This window comes from Tritonibacter scottomollicae (assembly GCF_032924845.1).
GTDB lineage: Bacteria > Pseudomonadota > Alphaproteobacteria > Rhodobacterales > Rhodobacteraceae > Epibacterium > Epibacterium scottomollicae.
The window spans coordinates 89,766-111,801 of record NZ_CP136704.1 but is presented as its reverse complement, the minus strand read 5'-3'; the positions used below and the strand labels follow the sequence as shown (position 1 = coordinate 111,801).

Sequence of the window (22,036 nt, the reverse complement as noted above, 5' to 3'; positions counted from 1 at the left end):
CATACGGCGCTTCGTCCCAACGTGCTATGGCACAATGCTGGCGTCGAGTGCGATCCTGAGATCATAGCGCAGGGTCTGGTCTTCAATGGACATGCGGGTGACCAAGACGTAGCTGAGCCTGCCGCAAGACGATCTGCGTTGCTTCGAACGCGTTGAATGCGCTGCGCCAGACCAAGGATTTAGGGGGCCGAGGCCCGTAAGTCTGGGCCTCGGAAGGTGCGGTTCAACGGCTGCCTGTGTCGTAATCTAGAAATGGCGGCGGAATGGGTCTTGCTCAGCTGGCCACTGCTTGGGACGCTCGACCAGACTGCCAGAGGTGCGCGATTTCGGCGACCCGGCGGCCAAGGTATTCTGCGGTTCTGAGATCAGAGCCTGCCGGCGCAACTTTGGCTGACACATCGGCATCCGCCTGCGACATCGCACCCAAGAACCCACCGAGGCGATTGAGATCTTCGGGAGAGCCTGTGCTGGTGTTGTTTCCAGGCGGCAAGCCCAGACCAACCCAGACCATGCCATGTTGCATGGCGAAGTGGTTGATCTGTTGAAGCGTTGCGAGCTTGTCGCCGCTCATGCCCGCCGAGTTAGTGAACCCTGCAGCCAGTTTATTGACCCAGCGCCCTTCGAGCCATCGACCTGAGGTCTCATCCAGGAAAGATTTGAACTGCGCGGAGGCACTGCCGAAATATGTGGGGGAGCCAAAGACGATTGCATCGGCGTCGTCGATAACCTCCCAGTTTTGCGCGCGCTCTTCGACCGGGATCAAAGTGATCTGTGCCCCGGCAACCTCACTCGCACCGCGATACACCGCTTTGGCCTGCACCGCCGTGTGGCCATAGCCGCTGTGGTAGACGATTGCGATCTTCACCATTGCTTTCTCCTTTTGAGTGGCGCCGACCGAGCTGGCTGGATTGCCCTGAATGCGACACCAAGATTTCGGAACGGAGGTGCATCCCGTTCCTGTTGGGATGTCCCGCTTGCTTATGTCGGCAGAGATCAGCGATTGATAATATTGAGTTCTCATGACAATGATCGTTTTATGAGATCATAAAGGCTCGCCATGACATTGGATCAGCTCATAGCACTCGACGCGATTGTCGCCTCCGGAACATTCCGAGGAGCGGCGGATCGGATGAACAAGGCGCAATCCGCGGTGAGCCATCAAATCAAGAAACTCGAGGACGAATTGGGGTTCGACCTCTTCTCGCGGGACGCCTATCGGCCCAGATTGTCACCGGAAGGCGAGGTCTATTATCGCGAGGTGACGCGAGTCCTGGAGCAGGTTAATGGCTTGAAAACCGTGGCTGCCGGGCTGCGAAGTGAACAGGAGCCTTTGGTTTCGATCGCGATCACGGCAACGATGTCGCTTGATCCGATTCTGAACCTTCTCGGAGAAGTGGGGCGCGCCTTCCCTGCAACGCATATCAAGCTGGTGACCGAGATGATGGGCGGTCCGCTCGCGCGTCTCATGAATGGTGAGGCCCATCTTATCATCGCCGGGCTCGATGGCGTGCCAATCGATGAAGTCGAAACGCGTCCGGTTGGAACCATCACTATCCGCCCCGTCGCCAGCCCGGCATTTTCGGCGGCCGACCCGTCACGGGTCAAGTCGCGCCGTGAGATGCAGGCCTACACTCAGGTTGTTGTGTCAGGGACTGGCGGTAATGACTATGAACAGAGCCGCGACCTGCTTTTGGGTGGCCAACGTTGGACGGTCTCGGATTTTCAAGCCAAGAAGTCCATCATCACGGCAGGTCTTGGGTGGGGCGGGATACCGGAGCATTTAATCCTCGATGAACTCAGATCAGGAGAATTGGTTCCTCTGGTGATCGAGGGCCATCCTCCGCGCCACACGGAGATCTTTGCGATCAGACGCCGGGATCACCCGATGGGACAGGTCATGTCGCGGATTTGGAACGCTCTGGGACGCGAGGCGATCCAAGACAGCTGACCACCTAAAGCACGGGCGCTCTTTGTTGAGGCTGGCCCATTCTTGCTTTCTAGGCGCAGTCAGATTGCAACGACAATAACCGTGAAGGAGGCTCTGTAAGCCCGGCCTTCCCGAACCCCGTTCGCGTATCGGTCGGGTTGCCCCCCCCCTCGGCTCGCAACTTGTTCAATTGATCTACTTTTCAGATCAAATACATGAAAACTCGATGTTATCTTTCGGTGACTCTCATTGCTAGATCAATGGAGACGCCAATATGGAACATCGTATGACACTCTATTCCCAATTCCCGGATCGCGGTCGCACCAGCGCATGCACAGAAGCCGTTCGCAAAATTACTCTCATTGCAACGCCCCCTTCGGATCAGCGGGGTATTGCAGGATGAGCGGATCCTATGACGCTGAGGTCCAAGACCTCATGACGCGCTATTTCGAGGGGCTTTATCACTCAAACAGCGACATTTTGCGAACTGTCTTCCACCCTGACCTCGCCTACGTAAACGGAACAGAGGGCACCTATGAGCACATGGGGCTCGACGCCTATATGACACGGATCGATGCCCGCACGCCGCCCGCCTCCCGTGGCGACGCCCGGGATGAGGTCATCGAACGGATCACCTTCAAAGGCACACGCATCGGCATGGTAGAGGCCCGCATGACGATGATGGGTCGTAATTACCAAGACCTATTGACGATCATCCACACAGATCAAGACTGGCGCGTTCTCACCAAAGTGTTCTCGTTTGTGGAAAGAAAGGACTGACAAAATGCCCTATGTGAACATCAAGGTAACCCAAGAGGGCGGCCCAAATGGGACCGGCCCCTCGACCGAAGAAAAGAAACAACTGGTGAAGGGGGTGACGGATCTTCTTGCCATCGTTCTTGGCAAGAGTCCGGCCACCACATGTGTCGTCATCGACGAAGTCCCGCTTGAAAACTGGGGTTTGGAGGGGCGGCAGGTCAGCACTATTCGCGCTGAACAGGCCTGACCCTTCTTGCCAAACATATCTCCCAATGTGCCGGTGTGCGTCTTGCGCACCGGCATGAACAACAGCTTGGATGCCAGAGCTTCGGGGGCGCGCGACCTGGGAGGTGTTCCAAGCCGAGCGCCCGAGCCTGGTGCCTTGCGTCGACCCCTTCTACGGCTTTCATGCCGTGCCAGCATCGGACGCGAAGACCTGCCTCGTCCGGTTCGACAGGAACCGATACTCGGTCGATGGTCGCGCCGTCGGTCGTGCAGTCGACATCCGCGACTATGCCGAGCGCGTCGAGTTCTGGCAGGACGGCAAGATCGTGAGGCACCACGCACGCGCCTTCGGCCGCGACAACGCCGTCGACGACCCGCGGCACAACACACCGGTGCTGGCCCGCAAGCCCAGTGCCCTCAGGAACGGGGCGCCGTTCAAGGACTGGGAATTGCCGCCCGAGATCAGGCAAGTGCAGCGCAAGCCTGGCAAGACCGGCAGATGATCCAGACCCAACCGTGAAAAGATTACAGGTGCTGGACGCGATGGGCCCGCCGAAGCTCTACGGCATGACGGCCGCCTAAGATGAGATCATCACCAAAGGGATGATGCGGCAGCACCAACCGCAACAGATCGTCGGTGACTTTCTGAACGCCGAGATCAGCGAGAAGCAGGCTCGGTCGATCAAATACCAGACGACAATTGCCAAGCTCCCTCTCGCAAATGAGATCGACGAGCTCGACTTCGTGGACACGCCTGTCAACTAACCGCTGGTGCGCGATCTGGCCTCCGGCGAGTTCCTTGAGCCTCAACGTAACGTCGTGTAGATCGGCGGCGCAGGGACCGAAAAATCCCACCTCGCCGTGAGCTTCGCCCAGACATGCATTCGGCGCAGCAAACGGGAACGCAAAGATGACCACAGCGCTCCTCGATCACCTCACCCACCATTGCGAAATCGTCGGAACCAGAAACGAACGCTGGCGCTTCAAGCCCCGAGAGCAACCCAAGCTCCGCTGCCCCGACACGGCTGCGCTGTATGATGGATCAACCGTTTTTGCGGTCTCTTCGCCAGTTTTAGCAGGCGAGACCGGCCAGCCGCGGCCGACACATGGCATTTGGACGAATTGGTCATACCGATCAACGGTCAGGCCGCACAGCGCATTGGGCTATCGCCCACCCGCGCCCGAAAGCACCGTTCCGCTGGATCAAAGGCCCACGATGCACTAACAATCAAACCGAACCACCCGATGGGGGCAGACCAATACCCTCGGCATACTGGCAAAGTCTGCTTTTCAATTACGCGAAGCTCTTCAGACGGGATTGTCAGGTTGTTGCAATCGACGGCTCTGTTGCAAACATGGTTTTAGGACGCAAACGCCTTCGGTTCGAAGGACTTATACTGCAAGACAGGCTTCAAGCATTGCCAATGGCTTCGGTCATGACACAGCGTCCAGCGCCAAAAGCACGCTCAATCATGCGTTATTCGCCAACGGGATCGCGTATTAGGTTGAATACGCACTCCTAGCCTTTTCGCTGCCCCGCATCACCTCAAAACTCCTGATGGTCAAATAAGCCGTCTTTATCATTTTGAAGCCACGCACCGCTTCGATCATCTGCTTAAGCTTTCCGTGACTGGCCTCGATCACACTATTCAGGTATCTGACCTGGCGGTGTTCGATATCCTTGAGACACTTGCCCATTTTTCTTTAATTCGCGTACCGCCTGGGTATGGCACCCGGACTTGTCGGTGTTGGTTCTGGATGCTTTCCCCTAAGCTTCACAAGCGCGGTGGCATTGCCGAGGAAGCATTTCCGCGGCCTTCGCAGTGCTGGTCCGTGACAGATAATGATCCATCGCATTCCCCAGCTTCTCGACAGCCCGGTACAGAAACGTCTACTTGCCTCGCAGCTTGAATAGGTTTTGCTAACGCGCCAGTGATCCGGCATCGGCGGCCGCCACTGCCAGCGCATCCGCCGCTCCATCTCGGGGGCGTAGCGTTGCACCCAGGGGTAAATGGTCGGATGATCGACACGCACACCGCGCTCCGCCGTCATGGCTTCAGATCGCGGTAGCTAAGTCCGCACCGGCAATACCAGCGAGCCGCACACAGCATGACCTCGCCAGAGAAATGCGGCCCTTAGAAGTCACTCATAGCTTGATCCCCGCACTTAAAATCGACCTGAGCGTGGCAACCTGCATGTGAGTTGACAACAGAGCCAGCGACGGCGCCCCATAGCGCAACTCAGGCTGGCAGGATCGCGCCGCGATACCCGATCACCTGACCGGCCAGCCGATGCCCGGCCAGAGCCGCTTCGGTGGCGGGCTGCCCTTGGTGAAGGCCAGCCAGAAACGCCGCATTGAAGCTGTCTCCGGCAGCAGTTGTGTCCACGACCGACACCTGCGCGGGTACCGGCACCGTATTGAGCTGATCTTGCGCCCAGATCAGGCATCCGTTTGCCCCATCCTTCACGACGATGGTCTTGGGCCCCATTTCAGACAGGCGTGCGCAACAATTTGCTGCCGATTGATCCCCCCAGAGCAGGGCCTCATCCTCATATGTGGGCAGGTAGATGTCACTCAGAGCTATCGCAGTGCGGAAAATCTCCTGTGTACGCGCCTTGTCCCCCGGCCAGAGCCGAGGTCGAAAATTACCATCAAACGCGATCTTCAGCCCGGCGGCGCGCAGAGCGGACAGGCTGGCAAAAAACCTGTCCAGATCCGCTTGAAATGCAAAAAGACTGATCCCGGAGAAATAGAGCAGCGATGTCTCGCCCAGCCCTTCCATCCACATCTGAGAAGGTGCGGCAAAGCACTGCCGCGCTGCCGATGTCTCGCGCCAATAAGAGAAACTGCGCTCGCCGCTGGCATCGTTGGAGATCGCATAGAGCCCCGTCACCGCCCCCGGGACGCGTCGCAACAACCTGTCGGATACGTCATTTTCGCGCAGGCTGCGCTGGATCAGATCGCCAAACGGATCTTCTCCCACCGCACTGGCAAAGCCTACCTGCAGCCCCGCCCGCGCCAGATAGATGGCAGTGTTGAAGGTATCACCCCCCACTGCGACTTGCGGCACTCCAGCGGGAGAAAAGGCGATCTCCCCCATCGCCTCACCGAGGCACAGAACATCGAGGCGCTCCGCTTGCGTCATTGGTCGGCAATCACGTCCTGGCGTTGCAGTCCAAGACCTGCAATGCCCAGCTCTACCACGTCACCTGCCTTCAGGTAGCGCGGCGGCGTCATGCCAAGGCCGACGCCCGGGGGCGTGCCAGTGGAGATCACGTCTCCTGGATGAAGCGTCATGAACTGGCTGAGGTAATGCACCAGATGCGCCACGCCGTAGACCATGGTGCTGGAGGAGCCGTCCTGCATCGTCTCGCCATTCACCTTGAGCCACATGGCAAGAGATTGCGGATCGGGCACTTCATCCTGTGTCACCAGCCAAGGGCCGATCTGGCCGAAATTGTCGCAGCTCTTGCCCTTAGTCCATTGCCCAGCCCGCTCGGTCTGAAAAGCGCGTTCGGAGACGTCGTTGGTGATCGCATACCCCGCCACGTAGTCCATCGCCTCGGCTTCGCTGACATATTTTGCGGGCTTGCCGATGATCACCGCCAGCTCCACTTCCCAATCCGTCTTGGTGGAACCGCGCGGGATGACAATGGGGTCATTCGGCCCGCAAATGGCAGAACTCGCCTTCATGAAAATCACCGGCTCCGGCGGCACGTCCAACCCACTCTCGGCGGCGTGATCGGCGTAGTTGAGACCGATGCAGATGAATTTTCCCGTACCTGCGATCGGCGGGCCAAGACGCGGGTTGTCTTCGACCACCGGCAGCGAGTCCGCATCCACTTCGGCCAGTCCGGCGAGGCTCTCGGGCGAGAGCGCCGCCCCAGAGAGATCGTCGATCAGATCTGAGAGATCGCGAAGGGTTCCGTCCCGGTGCAACAATCCCGGTTTCTCGGCACCGGGGGCACCATAGCGCAGCAATTTCATGTCGTGTCAGTCCTCAGGCTTTTGATGTCATCAGGGTGTTTGGTCAAAGGGTCCAGCCGCCATCGACGCAGCAAGCCTGCCCAGTGGTATAGGTCGCACCGGCCAGATAGACGGCGAGGTCGGCGACCTCTTCAGCTTCGGCGATGCGGCCCATCGGCTGGCGCGCGACAAAAGCCGCACGGGCCGCGTCATAATCGCCCGTCGCCGCCAGCCGCTCGTCGAGCGAGGGCGATTGCACGGTGCCCGGGCAGATCGCATTGCAGCGAATGCCGTCAGCCACGTAGTCGGCGGCAATCGCCTTAGTCAGGCCCAGTACCGCCGCCTTGGTGGTGGAATAGACAAAGCGGTTCGGCACCCCTTTCACCGAAGACGCCACCGAGGACATGTTGAGGATTGCACCCGATTTGCGTTCCAGCATGCCTGGCAGCACTGCCCGTACCATCCGCACCATCGCCTTGACGTTCAGGTCATAGGCGAAGTCCAGTTCTTCCTCGCGGCACTCCAGCACGGTCCCCCCGTGTACGATACCCGCACAATTGAACAAGATATCTACCGGTCCTGCCGCCGCGCAAACCTCGGCAACCGATGCTGTATCGAGCACATCCAGCCGCGCCGTGTCGCAGTCCATAAGCCCCTGAAGCCCCGCTGCATTTATATCGGTCGCAAGCACGCTGGCCCCCGCCCGCACAAAAGCTTCGGCACTGGCGCGTCCGATGCCTTGCGCCGCCGCGGTGATCAGCACCCGCTTTCCGGTCAGATCAATGGTCATGGTTCTTCCTCCTTCGCGCCGTACTCACATCACCGCGCCGATTTGCCAGGGCACGAATTCCACCGCACCAAACCCCTGCGCTTCGCTCTTGGTTTCTTCGCCCGAGGCAACCCGCAGCATCAGATCAAAGATCTCCTGCCCCTTATCCTGCAGGCTGACCCCATCGAGGATATCGCCGCAGTTCACATCCATATCCATCTGCATACGCCGCCAAAGGTCGGGGTTTGAGGCAATCTTGATCGCAGGCACCGGCTGGTAGCCAGACACGCTGCCACGACCGGTGGTAAAGGCGATCAGATTAGCTCCAGATGCGGTCTGCCCCGTCACGGAACAGGGGTCGTAGCCGGGGCTGTCCATGAAAACAAAGCCCGCCCGATCAATGGGTTCAGCGAATTTATAGACCCCAGAGAGTGGCGCGCTGCCGCCTTTGGCCACGGCACCGAGCGATTTTTCCAGGATCGTGGTCAGCCCGCCGCGTTTGTTGCCCGGCGATGGATTGTTGTCCATCTCGCCAAAGTTGCGGGCGGTGTAGTCCTCCCACCAATTGATGAGGTCAATCAGTTTGCGGCCCGTCCCCTCGTCCACGGCACGGCGGGTCAGCAGATGCTCGGCACCGTAGATCTCGGAGGTTTCCGACAGGATCGAGGTGCCCCCATGGCGCACCAGCAGGTCGGAGGCCACCCCAAGCGCAGGGTTCGCGGTGATCCCCGAGTAGCCATCCGAACCACCACATTGCATCCCCAGAACCAAGTGGCGCGCGGACGCAGGCGTGCGTGTCGCCTTGTTCGCCTCTGCTGCAAGTTCGCGCAGCAGCCCAAGACCCTTGCCCACAGTGGCCCGCGTGCCGCCCTCATGCTGGATCGTCATATAGCGGAACCGGGCGCTGTCCTGCAGCGCCTTGCGGTCGATGAGGTCGGGGATCTGCATCACCTCGCAACCAAGGCCGACCATGAGGATCGCCCCGAAATTGGCGCTGTGGCCATAACCGGCGAGGGTGCGGAACAGGGTGTCATAGCCCTCACCCTTGCCCGACATGCCGCAGCCCGACCCATGCACGATCGGCACGATGCCATCGACATTGGGAAACGCCGCCAGCAGGTCTGAGCGCTCTGCCGCATCCGCGATGAACCGCGCCACCGAGCCTGCGCAATTGACCGAGGTCAGTATGCCGAGATAGTTCCGTGTCCCGACCCGTCCCGAAGGGCGATGATAGCCTTGGAACACGGCCTCTTGCTTCAGAACAGGCAAGGGGTGCGCCGCTTGCCCAAAGCCATAGTCCTGCTTGTGATCCCCCATGCCGAGGTTTTGCACATGCACATGAGCCCCTGCGGGGATCGCAGCAGTGGTTGTGCCGATGATCTGGCCATACTTCAGGATCATCTCCCCTGCCGCGACGTCGCGCAGGGCGATCTTGTGGCCCGCCGGGATCGGCTCTTGCGCGGTGAGGCCGCCGGGCAGCGTGGCCCCTGCCGGCACCGCTCGCAGGGCAACAAGCACGTTGTCGGCCTCATGCAGACAAAGCGCAAAGGGTTGGTTGGTCATATCACTGACTTTCACGGCGTCACCAACACCTTGATCACATGGTCGCGATCCCCGGCAAGGTTGGCAAATTGCGACGGAAGCTCCGACAGCGGCAACACGGCGGAAGCGATCTGTTGGGTCGGGACTGCGCCGCTGCGGATTGCCTCGATCACCCGGTCGAAATCGCCGCGCAGCGCATTGCGGCTGCCGATGATCTGGCTCTCGCGTTTGTGGAACTCGGAATCGGCAAAGGTGATGTTCTCCTTCACCACGCTGACCAGAACCGTGACGCCACCATGCGCCACCAGGGCAAAGCCCGCCTCAATCGCGCCCGCATTGCCGGTCGCGTCAAAAACCACGTCAAAACCTTCGGCCAGATCCCCGCACAGGATCTCGTCGCCGGGCTGATGGACAGCGGTGAAATCGAACAGCTCCGCTGCCGCCGTCAGGCGCTTGGCGCTGAGGTCCATCAGATGCACTTCGGCTCCGGCAATACGCGCAAAGAGTGCAGTGCCCAGCCCGATCGGCCCGGCGCCTGTGACCATCACCCGATCCCCTGCCCCGCAGTCCGAGCGCGCCACCGCATGTGCCCCGATGGCGAGGAACTCCACCATTGCCGCCTCGACCGGCGTCAGCCCCTCGGCGGGGTAGAGGTTGCCCTCCGGCACCGCAATCCGGGAACACATGCCGCCGTCGGTATGGACCCCCAGAACCGCGATATCGCTGCAGCAGTTCGGTTTACCACGTCGGCAGGCCCGGCATTTCCCGCAGGAGAGATAGGGATTCACCACCACCAATTGGCCCGCATCCGGCCCGTCCACCAAATGCCCCGAGAGCTCATGGCCGATCACGCGCGGATAGTTCAGAAAAGGGTGCTTGCCCTCGAATATATGATAGTCGGTGCCGCAAATGCCGATCGCGGCGATATCAACCAGCCGATGGCCCTCGGGGGCGACTTCGGGGCGTGGGCGTGTCTCCAGCTCAAAGGTGCCGGGCTTCACGCAAACGCCGCAGGCCATCTCATTTTGAACATGATCCTTCATTGCACCGCCTCCAGATTTCGAGCGGACCAGTCAGCGGGCAATTCGCCCTTCACGATCAGACTTAGCACATCGTCTTTGCTCACCTCGTCGATGCCATGGGCCCCCACCAGGCGGCCTTTGTTCATCACCACCACGCGGTTACAGAGGTCAAAGACGTCATGCATGTCGTGGCTGACCAAAAGGATGCCGATGCCCTCCGCCTGCAATTGCCGGATGAGATCCGCAACCATCGCGGTCTCCGACGGCCCCAGTGCCGCCGTGGGCTCGTCCATGATAAGCACCTTGGTGTCGAAATAGATCGCCCGCGCAATCGCGATCACCTGCCGTTGACCACCCGACAGCGAGGAAACCGGATCGGTGAGGTTCTTGAAGTTCGGGTTGAGCCGTGCCAGGACCTTGCGGCTTTCCTCCAGCATTCGCGCATCGTCTAGATTGCCAAACCGCGTCTTCAGCTCACGGCCCAGAAACAGGTTCGCGGGCGCATCCAGATGATCGGCCAGCGCCAACGTCTGGTAAATCGTCTCGATCCCCGCCGCACGGGCATCGTTGGGGTCGTCAAAGGTGACTGCCGTGCCATTGATCCGGATCTCACCCGCACTGGGGATCATCGCACCGGCCAGAATACGCATCAAACAGGATTTGCCGGCACCATTGTGGCCCAACACGCCGACCACCTCGCCGGGATGGAGATCAAGCGAGACATGATCCACTGCCCGCACCCCGCCAAAGTGCTTTTCGATACCGATCATCTCTACCAAGGGGGTTTGCGACATGTTCTGCCTTTCTGCCGGAGTAGTCTGGAGGTCTTGAACCGAGGGGCACGCCAGTGCCCCCCGGAAAAACGCGCTCAGTAAAGGACGTTTTTAGCCTTGTCGGAGTCGATGTTCTCCTGATCGACGAGCACCACGCCGGTGTTGATGAAGGGCTCGACCGTTGCACCAGAGAGGATGTCCATCACAGCCGTCACGCCCATGTCACCCATGGCGAAAGAGCCCTGCACCGCGGTTGCCTCCATCAGCCCCTCACGCACGAACTGCTGCAGATCCTCGTTGCCATCAAAGCCGAGTGCGACCAGCTGACCGGCCTTGCCCGCCTGTTGGATGGCCCGCCCCATACCCACGGCAGTGGGTTCATTTGCGCCAAAGATTCCGACCAGATCCGGGTTTGAGGCCAGAATGTCGGTGGTCTGGTTCAGCGCCAGCGCCATCTGGCTCTGCGAGTAATAGGGGCCGACGATCTCCAAGCTGGAATTGGCCTTGAGGTAATCGGAGAAACAGCCGACCCGGCCGATTTCCGACCCAACCCCGGCGACATAGGACATCACCGCCACTTTGCCCTCGGTGCCCGCCTCGGCGATCATGCGCTTGGCCACTTCTTCACCCGCGGCGCAATTGTCGGTGGACAGAAACGACTGGTAGGTGCCCTTCGCGCCCTCCGTCAGGGCGCTGTCGATGATGACCACTGGAATGGCGCTCTCAAAGGCGCGTTTCACCGCCGGGGCCAGGGCTTCCGGGTCCGAGGGTGCCAGCACAACACCCGCAACCCCGCGATTGATGGCGTTCTCGACCAGGTTCACCTGATCGGCGACAGCACTTTCGGTCGCCGGACCGTCAAAGCTGAACGTGTGCTCGGACTGGCCCGCAATCGCCGCCTCCGCGCCCTTGTTCACGTTCTGCCAGAAGTTGGAGCTGGTGGTCTTCACGATCACCGCGATTTCACCGGCCTGTGCAAGACCCGCGGACAGGGCCATCGCCGACGCCAGCATTCCAAGTTTAAAGGACCGCATCTCATTCCTCCTCTATTGAGATATTGGTTGTCTTTTCTTCTTCTTATTCTGTCAGACCCCTCCTCCCGGTTGGGGTCGAACCTCGGTGTTGACCCTCAGCGCCGGTTGCGCATCTGGTCGATCCAGACCGCGCCGATCACCACGGCACCGATCACGATTTGCTGGATAAACGCGGAGACCCCCGCCATATTGAGCCCGTTGCGCAGGATGCCGATGATGAAGGCTCCGATCATCGTGCCCGATACGGTGCCCACGCCGCCCGAAAGCGAAGCGCCGCCGATGACAGCCGCCGCGATGGCGTCAAGTTCATACATCACACCCTCGCTCGGCTGCGCGGTCACGAGCCGCGACATCAGCACATTGCCCGCCAGACCGGCCAGAGCACCGGACATCACATAGGCATAAAGCTTGGTCTGATTGACCCGCACCCCCGAGAGCCGCGCCGCTTCCTCGTTGGAGCCGGTCGCATAGATATGACGACCGATACTGCGGCGACGCAGCAGGTAGGTTGCCCCCACCGCCACCACCAGCAGCAGGATCGCGGGATAAGGGATGCCGGGAAAAATGACCTTGGGGAAACCGTTGGGTTGCATCTCCACCATGCGAAACAGCGCTCCGTTGCCCAGTCGGCCAAAGGCTTCGCCCAGCTGCGAGATCGGAGCGGCTCCGGTCAGTTGGAGTGCCAGCCCACGCGCCATCAGCATCATCCCAAGGGTCGCCACGAAGGGTGGAATTTTAGCCCGCGTCACGACGAGACCATTCACCGCTCCACAGGCGGCACCGATCGCGACGCCCAAGCCCATGGCCAGCCCCACCGGCACCCCGGCCTTCACCGCCATGGCAGTGCCGACCCCAGAAAGTGCCAGAACCGACCCCACCGACAGATCGATGCCCCCGGTGATAATCACCAGGGTCATGCCAATACCCAGAAGTCCGATCACCGACGTCTGCAACAAAATGGTCAGCGCATTGTTCACGGAAAAGAACGCTTGGCTCGCGAGAGAAAAGCCGGCGATCAACATCAAAAGCGTCAGTAAAGCTGAGAGGCGGTGAATCTTCGCCGCATCCGGCATCACGCTCGCAAGCGGGGTCGAGGCCCGCTTGGACGCGGGTTTGATAGCTTGTGACATACGCCTCCCTTTCGCAGTCTTGCGTTTAATTATTTAATACATAGACAGAACTCGGTTGATTCTTGTCAATTGTTTTTTATAATAACGTACAAATACAAGTGCCGCCGCTCTGGCGGCACCGAGGAAGGGCAATCAGATGGCACGCAGCGACACCAGATACCGAGAAGCCTATAATCGCATCCTCGCCTATTGCGAGACCCTGCCCCCCAAGGCACCGATCCCATCGGAGACGAGCCTGGCCGAGATCGCGGGTGTAAGCAGGACAGTCATCCGCCGCTGTCTTGCGCGAATGGAGGAACTGGGGCTGATCTCCTGGCAGGGGCGCGACAAGCACCTCCTGCGCGCGCCCCTGGCCGAGGACAGGATCGCGGTGCCGGAGACGCCATCGGACAAGAACGATCTGGAACAGCGGTTCCTCGACTGGGTGCTGCGCTTTGACGTGCCTGCCAATACGCCGCTCTCCGTCGCGGAACTGTCCCGCACCTTCGGCGTTGCCCAGCATGACCTGAAGGAATTTCTTGCCGGGCTCAGCCGCTTCGGCCTTGTGTCGCGCCGTCCGCAAGGCGGCTGGATGCTTCTTGGTTTCACCAAGGATTTTGCAATCGAGCTGTCAGATTTTCGCTCCGTGCTGGAACTGAACGCCGTAACCCAGGTGGCAGAAGTACCGGTCGACCATCCGGTTTGGGCCGCCCTCGCTCAGCTGCGCCAAGACCATCTGGCCCTCAAGAACGCCATAGATACCGACTTCCACGAATTCTCAAAACTCGACGAGCGCTTTCACCTCGCCATCAACTCGGTGGTTAGGAACCGCTTCATTGCTGAGTTCCAAAAGGTCATATCGCTGATTTTCCACTACCACTACATGTGGGACAAAACCGAGGAGAAGGACCGAAACGCCGCCGCGATTGACGAACATATTGCGATCATCGACGCCCTGGAGGCACGCGACGCCGAGGCTGCCCGCCTTGCAGCGCAGCGGCACTTGCGTACATCAAAAACAACGCTCCTGTCATCGCTGCGCCATCACGATTTGGGCTGAACCGTCTCAGGCGAAAGCCGCGTCCAATCCGGCTGGAACCGGGGCCGCCAATGCCTCCAGATTGCGCTGCAGGGAGGCTGGTTTGGCAGTCCCAAGGAGCACCGACGCCACCGCCGGATGGCGGATCGCGAACTGCAGCGCCGCCGTCGCCAGCGGCACACCAAAATCTGCGGCCCTCGCCTCAAGCGCCCTCACCCTATCCATGACCACCTCCGGGGCCGGGCCATAATCATAGGTCGCCCCCGGCACCGGCCCAGTGGCCAGAATACCGGAATTGAAGATGCCCCCCAGCACCAGACTGGTGCCCGCGGCGCGACATTCCGGAACCAGCTCCGCCTCTGCCGCACGGTCCAGCAACGTGAGCCGCCCCGCGAGCAGGATCACATCCAGAGGGCCGCCATTTCGCATCACATCCAGACACACCTCGCACTCATTAACCCCGAGCCCGAAGGCCCGAATTTTTCCCTGCTCCTTCAACCGTACCAGCCGCTCATACCCCGAGCCGAGAAACGCCTCTCGGTGTGGTATATTGCCCTCAACCCCGTGTGTATATTCGCCGATATCATGCACATAGAGGATATCGATCCGACTGCGGCCCAACCGCATGCAACTCTGTTCAAAGCTCTCTTCGATACCATCGCCGGAGTAATCATAGCGCACGTCATTCTGCGCCGGGTTTACAAAGCCGTCCACCTCCGCAATCGGCGCGCGCGCCGGGGACAACACCCGCCCCACCTTGGTCGAGATTGTGGCCTCAGGACAGGATTTCAGAAAGCGACCCAGCCGTTGCTCGGACAGGCCGCGCCCGTAATGCGGTGCTGTATCGAAATACCGGATGCCCGCTGCCCAGGCGCAGGCAAGCACCGCGTCCGCATCCGCCTCGCTCACCTCGCGATAGAGGTTTCCGATGCTGGCGCAGCCAAAAGACAATTCACTAACGGCCAGACCCGTCCGGCCCACGTATCGCGTTTTCATCCGATTTCTCCCTGCAATGCGGCCCTGAGCCGCGGTTTCGCACGCCCGTCGCCATTCGCTTCTGCCCAGCCTAGGAAGGCCGCGATCCGGCGCTCCAGCTTTTGCGCATGATTTTGGGCAATATCCGCCAGTCGATGATCCAGAAAAGGGTTGGAAAACCGCTCCAGCGTGGTCTCGATATAGTCCTCCAGCCCCGCGCCCTCGCCCGCAGCGACAAAGCCTGGAAGCACCTCTTCTGCAAAAACCGTCCGTAAACGCGCGGCCCAGTCCGGGTCCGCCATCACCTCGCGCACATGCTCCGCGTCACGCCTGCCGCGCGCCAGCCACTCCGCCACCATCCAACTATGACCAAGGTTCAGCACAAAAAGCTTGCGCCGCTCAATCACCCCGAGGTCCGGCACCACTTGCACCGCCGGATGCTGGCAGGGAAGCCGCAGTCCCGGTTGCGCCTCGATCGCCCAAAGCGCATAAGGCTCCGCGATCGCCCCGGCCGGGTAGAGCGGCTCAGACACGATGCGATCCACCAGCGAATTGACCCAGACCACTTCGGCGCGCAACCAATCGCGATAATCACGGTCCATGCCTTCAGCCGCAGCAAGCACCAAATCGCGCAGGGCCGTGCCATTACCGCGCAGCAGTTCCGTCGGCAGCACCTGCACCGCGCGCCCGCCCTGTTCGAACCGTGCCCGCAACAAATACGCCAGCTTGGCCGGGTAGGACATCGCCGGATCGAGGCACCGCCCCGCATCCGCCACCTGGGGACCAAAACCCGCATCGCCAGTATTGGACAGGATCATGTCCGCCTCTTCTGCCACGAGGCGCTGCACCTCCGCCAGATCCGGGCCAAAGATCAGGCCTCGCGCGATGGATGTCACCCGGCAGGTCTCTTCAACCGGCCGTCCCTGCCGCAGCCCGCGGATACGCACCTCATAGCCCTCGGCCAGCGCCTGCAACCGTGCAGCCCTCTGTGCATCGCCGCTGCTTTGCACCACGGTGACGGGGCGCGCGTCGGGCATGGATTCGGACAGAAACAGATCAGCATGCGCCTGCAAAAAGCGGCTGGTTCCAAACTGGACAACAGTTGGATTTGACATTGACGTCCCTCCCATTTTGGTTTGTTATTATTTAGAACATTTCTTCATGCAAGGAAAAACCGTGATTATCGACGCACATCAGCACTTCTGGCGGATCGACCGCGGCGACTATTCCTGGATGGACGACAGCGTCGCCGCAATTCGGCGGGACATTCTACCACCGGATCTGGCCCCATTAGCGGCCACAAGTGGCATCAGCGGGACGATTGCGGTTCAGGCAGCACCAACTCTGGCAGAGACTGAATTTCTCCTCGCGCTTGCCGATCAAACCCCGCTGGTCAGAGGTGTCGTGGGTTGGGTTGACCTCACAGGTGATGTCCCGGCCCAGCTTGCACGCCTGTCGCATCCATTGCTCAAAGGTATCCGCCCGATGTTGCAGGATATTGCTGAGACCGACTGGGTCTTGCGCGCCGATGTGCTGGCGGGGCTGAAGGCGGTCGCCGCTGCCGGATTGCGCATGGATGTGTTGATCACTCCGCGCCATTTCGACGTGATCGACACGCTCGCGCACCGCCTGCCGCAACTGCCGCTCATCCTCGACCATTGCGCCAAACCTACCTTTGAGAACTGCGATCCCGGCTCTGACTGGCGCGCAGGGATCGCAGCGCTCGCCGCGCATCCGCAGGTTTCGTGCAAGCTGTCCGGTCTGGCCAATGAATTCGGCCCCGGTTGGTCTGCCCAGGCGCTCCGTCCGGTGTTCGACCATGTTCTGCAACATTTCGGGCCACAGCGACTGATGTGGGGCAGCGACTGGCCAGTTCTGGAATTGGAAGGACGCTACCCCGACTGGCTGACAGTCGCGCAGCAACTCGCCGCCGATCTCTCGCAGGACGCGCGCCGCAGCCTTTTTGCCGACACCGCCACCCGTATCTACACGCTCACCTAGGAGTCCCATATGCAGCGTATGGCACATATCATTGGCCTCAAACCTGAACATCAGGCGGAATATATTCGCCTGCATGCGGATGTCTGGCCCGACGTACTTGAGCGGCTGCGTGCCTCCAACATAACGAATTACTCGATCTTCCTGCGCGAACCGGAAATGTTGATGTTCAGCTACTGGGAGTACACCGGTAGCGACTTTCAAGCAGACAATGCAGCAATCGCAGCCGATCCGGTCACGCGCGAGTGGTGGGCTCTGTGTGGCCCGATGCAGGCCCCTTTGCAGAGCCGGGCAGAAGGAGAGTGGTGGGCTTCCGCACGGGAAGTCTTTCACCTGCCATAGGTGATGAATGCACGAGGTCAGGCACCCGAACGGCGTCATTGCAGAACAGGCATCTGAGGCGTGAGCTCCCCTTTCCCGACTGACGTCACGCGACGGAAACGATTTCGGCGGTGCGGAGGGCAATGGGCGGATGTGGCTTTCGGCTGTTTGCGCGGCAGCGTCAGGCTGACAACTGCGCCTCCCCCTGTCATCGTCATCAGTCGCGCACGAACGCGGTCAACCTGAGCCATCTGTCAAACCAGTTTTTCGAGAAGTGCTTGGGAATGCACTGTCGGGATTGCGCGCGCAGGGCGACTATGACGCCATCTTGTCCAAATGCCTAAACCGACCCTGCTGATTTCAGATCACGATAAAAACGAGGCGTGCGAATCACCTCGACCAGGTCGCATCAGCTCTAGTTTCGCAAAATCTCCGATAACGGACCGATGGCAAATTGCGCGTCAGGCTAGGATAAGACGCTGAATATTCAGCTGTGTTTCGTGAATGCATTCAAAGCAGTATATTTGATTTTCCGAAGTTATCTTTTTCTAAACCGAGCGGTCGTCAGACTACCGTAAATGTCCACTCAGTGCCTCGGAGTAACCAACATGAATTTCACCAAACCACTGTTCGCGACCCTATTGATGGCATTTCCGCATTTTGCGGCAGCCGAACAGGGGATCACCGACGACAGCGTCACATTTGCTCAGGTCGCCGCATTCGAAGGACCGGCAGCCGCACTTGGCACCGGCATGCGGCTGGGGATCACCGCCGCATTCGAAGAAGTCAATGCTGCGGGTGGTGTGCATGGTCGCACCGTGCAGCTCGACGCAATGGACGACGGGTACGAACCGGATCGCTCTGCTGCCCTGGTCAAGACCGTGGTGGACGAAAACAATCACATCGGGCTGATCGGGCCGGTCGGCACACCGACCACTTCAGCGACGCAGCCGATCGCATCAGCCGCAAACATGCCCTTCATCGGCCCGTTCACCGGCGCCGGGTTCCTGCGCGATGCCAGTCACGGCAACATCTTCAACGTGCGCGCCACCTATCATGCGGAAACCGAGGCCTGGATCGATTATCTGGTCGATCAGCAGGGCATGGAATCCATTGCCATCCTCTATCAGGATGACGGGTTCGGCCGTGTCGGCCTGGCCGGTGTCAACGCCGCACTGGAAAAGCGCAACATGACCCTTGCCGCGGAAGGCACGTATACCCGCAACACGACTGCGGTGAAAAAGGCGCTGCTGTCGATCCGCAAGGCCAAGCCAGATGCGGTGGTTATGGTCGGCGCCTACAAGCCGGTTGCGGAATTCATCAAGCTGTCCCGGAAGATGAAAATCGATGCAACCTTCGTCAATATTTCCTTTGTCGGCTCTGATGCCCTGGCACAAGAGCTGGGGGATGCCGGTGAAGGCGTCATCATCAGCCAGGTCGTGCCGCTCCCATGGGACGCGTCGGTGCCGATTGTGGCCCAGTACACAAAGGCGCTGGCAGCTGCGGATGCCTCTGCCAAGCCAGGGTTCGTGTCGCTTGAAGGCTATATCGTTGGGCGTCTCGCCATCGAAGGGCTGGAAGCTGCGGGCAAGGAGCTGACGCGCGAAAGCTATCTGCAAGCGCTTTCTACGCTGACCACAGTCGATCTTGGTGGTGTGACCATGACGTTTGGGTCCGACGACAATCAGGGGATGGACGATGTGTTCATGACCCGGATCACTGCAGACGGAGGCTTCGAGCCTATCTCGCCAGCCGAAGAATCCTGATCGACAGCAAGGTGCCGACGGCTGTCCCACCGATCTGAAGGGTTCCTGCCCGGTTAACGGGCAGGAGCAGGCGCACATCCTCTCCAACAGGTAGTCTCATGTTTCGATCACTCGCACGCAAAACACTGCGCCGTCTGAATATTCTTTCGAGCATTCGCGGCAAAATCACGTTTCTTCTCCTGCTGATTGCAGTGACCGTCGGCACGGCGGGCTTCGTGAGCTACCAGTCGTTTGACCGTGTGTCATCAGGCATGAGTGACATGACAGGACGGGATCTGCCGCAATTGACCCGCAGCAACGAACTGGTGATGGCGTCGGCCTCAACCAAGGATGCGATGCTGGCGGTTCTGATGTCGAATGACGTCGATGAGCTTACGCATGCCAGAGGGCTGGTTGAGACGTCGATGCAGTCGCTCGACACCGTTATCGCCACCCTGCCAGAGGACGTCGCGGCGCATTTTGAGGCGGAACGCGCCGCAGTCGACGACACAATCCAGAGCCTGATCGCGGCACGCGGGACATCGTTTGAGACCAATGCCGACGTGGCCGCCATGACGCAGGACCTACAGGCACTTGTGGCCGCGCTGCAGGTCGATCTGACCGAGATCGCGGATGGGGCCTATTTCGACATTGCCATGCAGGGTGAGGACACGATCACCTCGATCGAGGAAACGATGCTGGATCTTGTGGAGAACAAGTTCACGGCATTGCAGACCCTGCTGGAAGTCCGTTCCGAGGTGAACCTTTTGTCCGGCGTTGCCTTGGCGCTCGCGAGTACCGAAGACAGCGCGACACGGTCGATTCTGTCAGATCTTGCGCTGTCATCGCGCAACCGTCTGGCGGATGCGATCGATACGCTGGCACTGGTAGAGATCGACCCAACAGTTGCGCAGGACATGCAGGTGAATGCCGACACGCTCGCCGGCGCCATCGAGGCCGCGCTCGAAGGCGGGCAAGTGGATCGCAGCAGCGTCTTGTCCGTGCGGCAATCGGCTGATGCCGTTCTCGCCCTTGCAGTGGACGACATGGTGTTCGAGCTGACCATCGCGGCCGATGACGCCTCGACTGGCAACCGCGATGCAATCCAGGGCCTGCTGGACAATGAAGTTGCCTATATGAACACCCTTCTCGAAATCAGTTCCTGGCTCAGCGGATTGCAAAGCGCCGCCTTGAAGGTTGTCAGCGCGCAGAATGTTGATCAGGCAAATGTAGCGGCAACAGCCATGCAGGCGGCGGCGCAGCAATTATCGGGGTATCGGGATTTTGCCGACGGCCAACTGGCAGCCACCATCGACGCGCTGGTAGCACTGGCGGATCCGGACCAAGGGCTTGTGTCCTTCCGCGTGCAATCGCTGAATGCGGACGCTGCCTCCGAGCAGGCAGCCAATGCGACCGTGAATGCGGTGCTTCTGATTGCAGGAGAAGCTAGCATGCGCGGTGCAACAAGCCAAACCAGCATGACAGAGCAGGCAGTGGCCATCGCCAAGGATGCTACTTCGGTCAAGCGCAGCCTCGAATTGCTCGGCCTGGCGGCGATTGCTTTCCTTTTCATGGCGTTGTTCCTGAATCATATGCTGATCGTGCGCCCGCTCAACGCGATCATCGCCACCACAGAGCGCCTGTCCCAGGGCGACATGAAACCTGTTCGCGGCTTCGACCGATCCAGCGACGAGATCGCGCGGATCGCCAGGGCGCTGACAGTGTTTCGCGATGGTCTGGTCGAAAAGGAAGACATGTCCCGCCTTGCAGAAGAAGAACGGGCGGAAAACCAAGCGAAGCAGACCGCTGCGGTGGGCGCCATCGGTACCGGGCTGGCAGAGCTGTCGCGAGGCAACCTGTCCTATCGCATCAACGAAGAGCTGACCGAGGGCTACACGCAGCTGAAGGAAGACTTCAACAGCACTGCGCATACGCTCAGCACCACGGTTCAGGATGTGGTGGCAGTCGCGGAATCGATCAGGAACGGCTCAGCAGAAGTGAGCCAGGCCTCAGACGACCTGTCGCAGCGCACCGAAAGCCAGGCAGCTACCCTGGAACAGACCGCGGCGGCGCTCGAGGAGCTGACGGCCAGCGTCCGGTCGGCGGCCGAAGGGTCCCGCGATGCGGAGACCACGACGGTCGAGGCCAAGAATGAGGCGACGCAAAGCGGCAAGGTTGTGGAGAACGCCGTACAGGCGATGCAGGACATCGAGGCAAGCTCGACCCAGATCGAGCAGATCATCGCAGTCATCGACGACATTGCGTTTCAGACCAATCTGTTGGCCCTGAATGCGGGCGTGGAAGCCGCGCGAGCGGGTGAAGCCGGGCGCGGATTTGCGGTTGTCGCCTCCGAGGTGCGCGGGCTGGCACAGAAGACGACGGATGCGGCCCGCGAAATCAAGACGCTGATTTCCAAGAGCACGGAGCAGGTGAACACCGGGGTGGATCTGGTGGCCCGCACGGGCGAAGCGCTGAAGAGCATCACTGATCGGGTGACGCATATCTCCAAACTGATGAGCGCCATCGCAGATTCCACCAGCGAACAGGCCACCGGGTTGGGTGAGGCCAATATCGCGGTCTCGCAACTCGATCAGGTGACGCAGCAAAACGCAGCCATGGTGGAGGAAACCAGCGCCGCTGGCCAGTTGCTCAGCCGGGATGCCGAGAAACTGTCGGACCTGATGTCGTATTTCTCGATCACCGCTGGCCTATCGGAGGTGGCTCGGGGCTCTTGGTCGCAAGATTGCACAACGTCGGACGCCGCGTGAGCGACGGGCTAGAAAAAGGCCACAAGGGCATTGAGAAGTTGTTCGGCCGTGCTGCTTGACTAT

General features: G+C 60.2%; 20 protein-coding genes and 4 pseudogenes. 11 read left to right on the top strand and 13 right to left on the bottom strand.

Annotated elements, in window-relative coordinates:
- Positions 1-274: 274 nt before the first annotated feature.
- Complete coding sequence (locus R1T40_RS01245) at positions 275-868, bottom strand: flavodoxin family protein (protein WP_317385582.1); 594 nt, start codon at positions 866-868, stop codon at positions 275-277.
- A gap of 189 nt (positions 869-1,057) precedes the next feature.
- On the opposite strand from R1T40_RS01245, the gene R1T40_RS01240 reads away from it, so the two are divergent.
- The 4 genes and pseudogenes from R1T40_RS01240 to R1T40_RS01225 form a co-directional block, all read left to right on the top strand.
- Positions 1,058-1,948 (top strand): LysR family transcriptional regulator, encoded by an 891-nt coding sequence (locus R1T40_RS01240; RefSeq protein WP_317385581.1) that lies wholly within the window; start codon positions 1,058-1,060, stop codon positions 1,946-1,948.
- Between the two features lie 378 nt (positions 1,949-2,326).
- Positions 2,327-2,707: a nuclear transport factor 2 family protein gene (locus tag R1T40_RS01235; RefSeq protein ID WP_317385580.1), complete on the top strand. Its 381-nt coding sequence runs from the start codon at positions 2,327-2,329 to the stop codon at positions 2,705-2,707.
- Between the two features lie 4 nt (positions 2,708-2,711).
- Positions 2,712-2,933: a tautomerase family protein gene (locus R1T40_RS01230; RefSeq protein ID WP_317385579.1), complete on the top strand. Its 222-nt coding sequence runs from the start codon at positions 2,712-2,714 to the stop codon at positions 2,931-2,933.
- 76 nt (positions 2,934-3,009) lie between these two features.
- A pseudogene (locus R1T40_RS01225) lies at positions 3,010-3,498 on the top strand (Mu transposase domain-containing protein); the annotation flags it as partial.
- Here the strand turns inward: R1T40_RS01225 and R1T40_RS22345 are convergent.
- The gene (locus R1T40_RS22345; protein WP_455569312.1) at positions 3,437-3,829 is read right to left on the bottom strand and encodes a hypothetical protein; all 393 of its coding nucleotides are present in this window, start codon (positions 3,827-3,829) and stop codon (positions 3,437-3,439) included. The pseudogene R1T40_RS01225 and the gene R1T40_RS22345 overlap by 62 nt on opposite strands.
- Between R1T40_RS22345 and R1T40_RS22340 the strand changes: the two are divergent.
- Both R1T40_RS22340 and R1T40_RS01215 read left to right on the top strand, forming a co-directional pair.
- A pseudogene (locus tag R1T40_RS22340) lies at positions 3,810-3,917 on the top strand (ATP-binding protein); the annotation flags it as partial. The gene R1T40_RS22345 and the pseudogene R1T40_RS22340 sit on opposite strands and share 20 nt — an antisense overlap.
- A 32-nt stretch (positions 3,918-3,949) precedes the next feature.
- A pseudogene (locus tag R1T40_RS01215) lies at positions 3,950-4,057 on the top strand (IS6 family transposase); the annotation flags it as partial.
- Positions 4,058-4,391: 334 nt separating this feature from the next.
- Here the strand turns inward: R1T40_RS01215 and R1T40_RS01210 are convergent.
- From R1T40_RS01210 to R1T40_RS01170, 9 genes and pseudogenes are all read right to left on the bottom strand, one after another.
- Positions 4,392-5,022: pseudogene (locus R1T40_RS01210) on the bottom strand (IS6 family transposase); the annotation flags it as partial.
- Positions 5,023-5,151: 129 nt separating this feature from the next.
- Complete coding sequence (locus R1T40_RS01205) at positions 5,152-6,057, bottom strand: sugar kinase (RefSeq protein ID WP_317385578.1); 906 nt, start codon at positions 6,055-6,057, stop codon at positions 5,152-5,154.
- Positions 6,054-6,899, bottom strand: coding sequence for a fumarylacetoacetate hydrolase family protein (locus tag R1T40_RS01200; RefSeq protein WP_317385577.1), 846 nt, complete (start codon positions 6,897-6,899; stop codon positions 6,054-6,056). Before R1T40_RS01200 ends, R1T40_RS01205 begins: the two co-directional genes overlap by 4 nt.
- 43 nt (positions 6,900-6,942) lie before the next feature.
- On the bottom strand, positions 6,943-7,668 hold the full coding sequence (locus tag R1T40_RS01195; RefSeq protein ID WP_106165063.1) for an SDR family oxidoreductase: 726 nt from the start codon (positions 7,666-7,668) through the stop codon (positions 6,943-6,945).
- Positions 7,669-7,692: 24 nt separating this feature from the next.
- A complete protein-coding gene (locus R1T40_RS01190) occupies positions 7,693-9,210 on the bottom strand; it encodes a UxaA family hydrolase (RefSeq protein ID WP_317385576.1) in 1,518 nt (505 codons plus the stop codon).
- An 11-nt stretch (positions 9,211-9,221) separates the two neighbouring features.
- The gene (locus tag R1T40_RS01185; protein WP_317385575.1) at positions 9,222-10,232 is read right to left on the bottom strand and encodes a zinc-binding alcohol dehydrogenase family protein; all 1,011 of its coding nucleotides are present in this window, start codon (positions 10,230-10,232) and stop codon (positions 9,222-9,224) included.
- A complete protein-coding gene (locus R1T40_RS01180) occupies positions 10,229-11,005 on the bottom strand; it encodes an ATP-binding cassette domain-containing protein (RefSeq protein WP_317385574.1) in 777 nt (258 codons plus the stop codon). Before R1T40_RS01180 ends, R1T40_RS01185 begins: the two co-directional genes overlap by 4 nt.
- 74 nt (positions 11,006-11,079) lie before the next feature.
- Entirely contained in the window at positions 11,080-12,018 is a 939-nt protein-coding gene (locus R1T40_RS01175) for an ABC transporter substrate-binding protein (protein ID WP_317385573.1), read from the bottom strand.
- A gap of 95 nt (positions 12,019-12,113) precedes the next feature.
- The gene (locus tag R1T40_RS01170; protein ID WP_243395062.1) at positions 12,114-13,148 is read right to left on the bottom strand and encodes an ABC transporter permease; all 1,035 of its coding nucleotides are present in this window, start codon (positions 13,146-13,148) and stop codon (positions 12,114-12,116) included.
- A gap of 136 nt (positions 13,149-13,284) precedes the next feature.
- On the opposite strand from R1T40_RS01170, the gene R1T40_RS01165 reads away from it, so the two are divergent.
- The gene (locus R1T40_RS01165; protein WP_106165060.1) at positions 13,285-14,187 is read left to right on the top strand and encodes a GntR family transcriptional regulator; all 903 of its coding nucleotides are present in this window, start codon (positions 13,285-13,287) and stop codon (positions 14,185-14,187) included.
- Between the two features lie 6 nt (positions 14,188-14,193).
- Here the strand turns inward: R1T40_RS01165 and R1T40_RS01160 are convergent, their stop codons facing one another.
- Both R1T40_RS01160 and R1T40_RS01155 read right to left on the bottom strand, forming a co-directional pair.
- The gene (locus tag R1T40_RS01160) at positions 14,194-15,162 is read right to left on the bottom strand and encodes an aldo/keto reductase (protein ID WP_317385572.1); all 969 of its coding nucleotides are present in this window, start codon (positions 15,160-15,162) and stop codon (positions 14,194-14,196) included.
- Complete coding sequence (locus tag R1T40_RS01155) at positions 15,159-16,256, bottom strand: mannitol dehydrogenase family protein (RefSeq protein WP_317385571.1); 1,098 nt, start codon at positions 16,254-16,256, stop codon at positions 15,159-15,161. Before R1T40_RS01155 ends, R1T40_RS01160 begins: the two co-directional genes overlap by 4 nt.
- A 61-nt stretch (positions 16,257-16,317) precedes the next feature.
- Here R1T40_RS01155 and R1T40_RS01150 point away from each other — a divergent pair, with 61 nt between their 5' ends.
- The 4 genes from R1T40_RS01150 (at position 16,318) to R1T40_RS01135 (ending at position 21,973) form a co-directional block, all read left to right on the top strand.
- Entirely contained in the window at positions 16,318-17,142 is an 825-nt protein-coding gene (locus tag R1T40_RS01150) for an amidohydrolase family protein (protein ID WP_317385570.1), read from the top strand.
- Positions 17,143-17,151: 9 nt separating this feature from the next.
- On the top strand, positions 17,152-17,481 hold the full coding sequence (locus tag R1T40_RS01145; protein WP_317385569.1) for an L-rhamnose mutarotase: 330 nt from the start codon (positions 17,152-17,154) through the stop codon (positions 17,479-17,481).
- 587 nt (positions 17,482-18,068) lie between these two features.
- Positions 18,069-19,226: an ABC transporter substrate-binding protein gene (locus tag R1T40_RS01140; RefSeq protein ID WP_317385568.1), complete on the top strand. Its 1,158-nt coding sequence runs from the start codon at positions 18,069-18,071 to the stop codon at positions 19,224-19,226.
- A 98-nt stretch (positions 19,227-19,324) separates the two neighbouring features.
- On the top strand, positions 19,325-21,973 hold the full coding sequence (locus tag R1T40_RS01135; protein WP_317385567.1) for a methyl-accepting chemotaxis protein: 2,649 nt from the start codon (positions 19,325-19,327) through the stop codon (positions 21,971-21,973).
- Positions 21,974-22,036: the final 63 nt, after the last annotated feature.

Excerpts from the sequence above, each read along its gene's own strand:
- R1T40_RS01135 (WP_317385567.1), top strand. The coding sequence starts at position 19,325 with ATGTTTCGATCACTCGCACGCAAAACACTGCGCCGTCTGAATATTCTT.
- R1T40_RS01160 (WP_317385572.1), bottom strand. The coding sequence starts at position 15,162 with ATGAAAACGCGATACGTGGGCCGGACGGGTCTGGCCGTTAGTGAATTG.
- R1T40_RS01205 (WP_317385578.1), bottom strand. The coding sequence starts at position 6,057 with ATGACGCAAGCGGAGCGCCTCGATGTTCTGTGCCTCGGTGAGGCGATG.
- R1T40_RS01155 (WP_317385571.1), bottom strand. The coding sequence starts at position 16,256 with ATGTCAAATCCAACTGTTGTCCAGTTTGGAACCAGCCGCTTTTTGCAG.
- R1T40_RS01185 (WP_317385575.1), bottom strand. The coding sequence starts at position 10,232 with ATGAAGGATCATGTTCAAAATGAGATGGCCTGCGGCGTTTGCGTGAAG.
- R1T40_RS01180 (WP_317385574.1), bottom strand. The coding sequence starts at position 11,005 with ATGTCGCAAACCCCCTTGGTAGAGATGATCGGTATCGAAAAGCACTTT.
- R1T40_RS01140 (WP_317385568.1), top strand. The coding sequence starts at position 18,069 with ATGAATTTCACCAAACCACTGTTCGCGACCCTATTGATGGCATTTCCG.
- R1T40_RS01245 (WP_317385582.1), bottom strand. The coding sequence starts at position 868 with ATGGTGAAGATCGCAATCGTCTACCACAGCGGCTATGGCCACACGGCG.
- R1T40_RS01190 (WP_317385576.1), bottom strand. The coding sequence starts at position 9,210 with ATGACCAACCAACCCTTTGCGCTTTGTCTGCATGAGGCCGACAACGTG.
- R1T40_RS01175 (WP_317385573.1), bottom strand. The coding sequence starts at position 12,018 with ATGCGGTCCTTTAAACTTGGAATGCTGGCGTCGGCGATGGCCCTGTCC.
- R1T40_RS01240 (WP_317385581.1), top strand. The coding sequence starts at position 1,058 with ATGACATTGGATCAGCTCATAGCACTCGACGCGATTGTCGCCTCCGGA.
- R1T40_RS01165 (WP_106165060.1), top strand. The coding sequence starts at position 13,285 with ATGGCACGCAGCGACACCAGATACCGAGAAGCCTATAATCGCATCCTC.
- R1T40_RS01200 (WP_317385577.1), bottom strand. The coding sequence starts at position 6,899 with ATGAAATTGCTGCGCTATGGTGCCCCCGGTGCCGAGAAACCGGGATTG.
- R1T40_RS01195 (WP_106165063.1), bottom strand. The coding sequence starts at position 7,668 with ATGACCATTGATCTGACCGGAAAGCGGGTGCTGATCACCGCGGCGGCG.
- R1T40_RS01235 (WP_317385580.1), top strand. The coding sequence starts at position 2,327 with ATGAGCGGATCCTATGACGCTGAGGTCCAAGACCTCATGACGCGCTAT.
- R1T40_RS01230 (WP_317385579.1), top strand. The coding sequence starts at position 2,712 with ATGCCCTATGTGAACATCAAGGTAACCCAAGAGGGCGGCCCAAATGGG.
- R1T40_RS01170 (WP_243395062.1), bottom strand. The coding sequence starts at position 13,148 with ATGTCACAAGCTATCAAACCCGCGTCCAAGCGGGCCTCGACCCCGCTT.
- R1T40_RS01145 (WP_317385569.1), top strand. The coding sequence starts at position 17,152 with ATGCAGCGTATGGCACATATCATTGGCCTCAAACCTGAACATCAGGCG.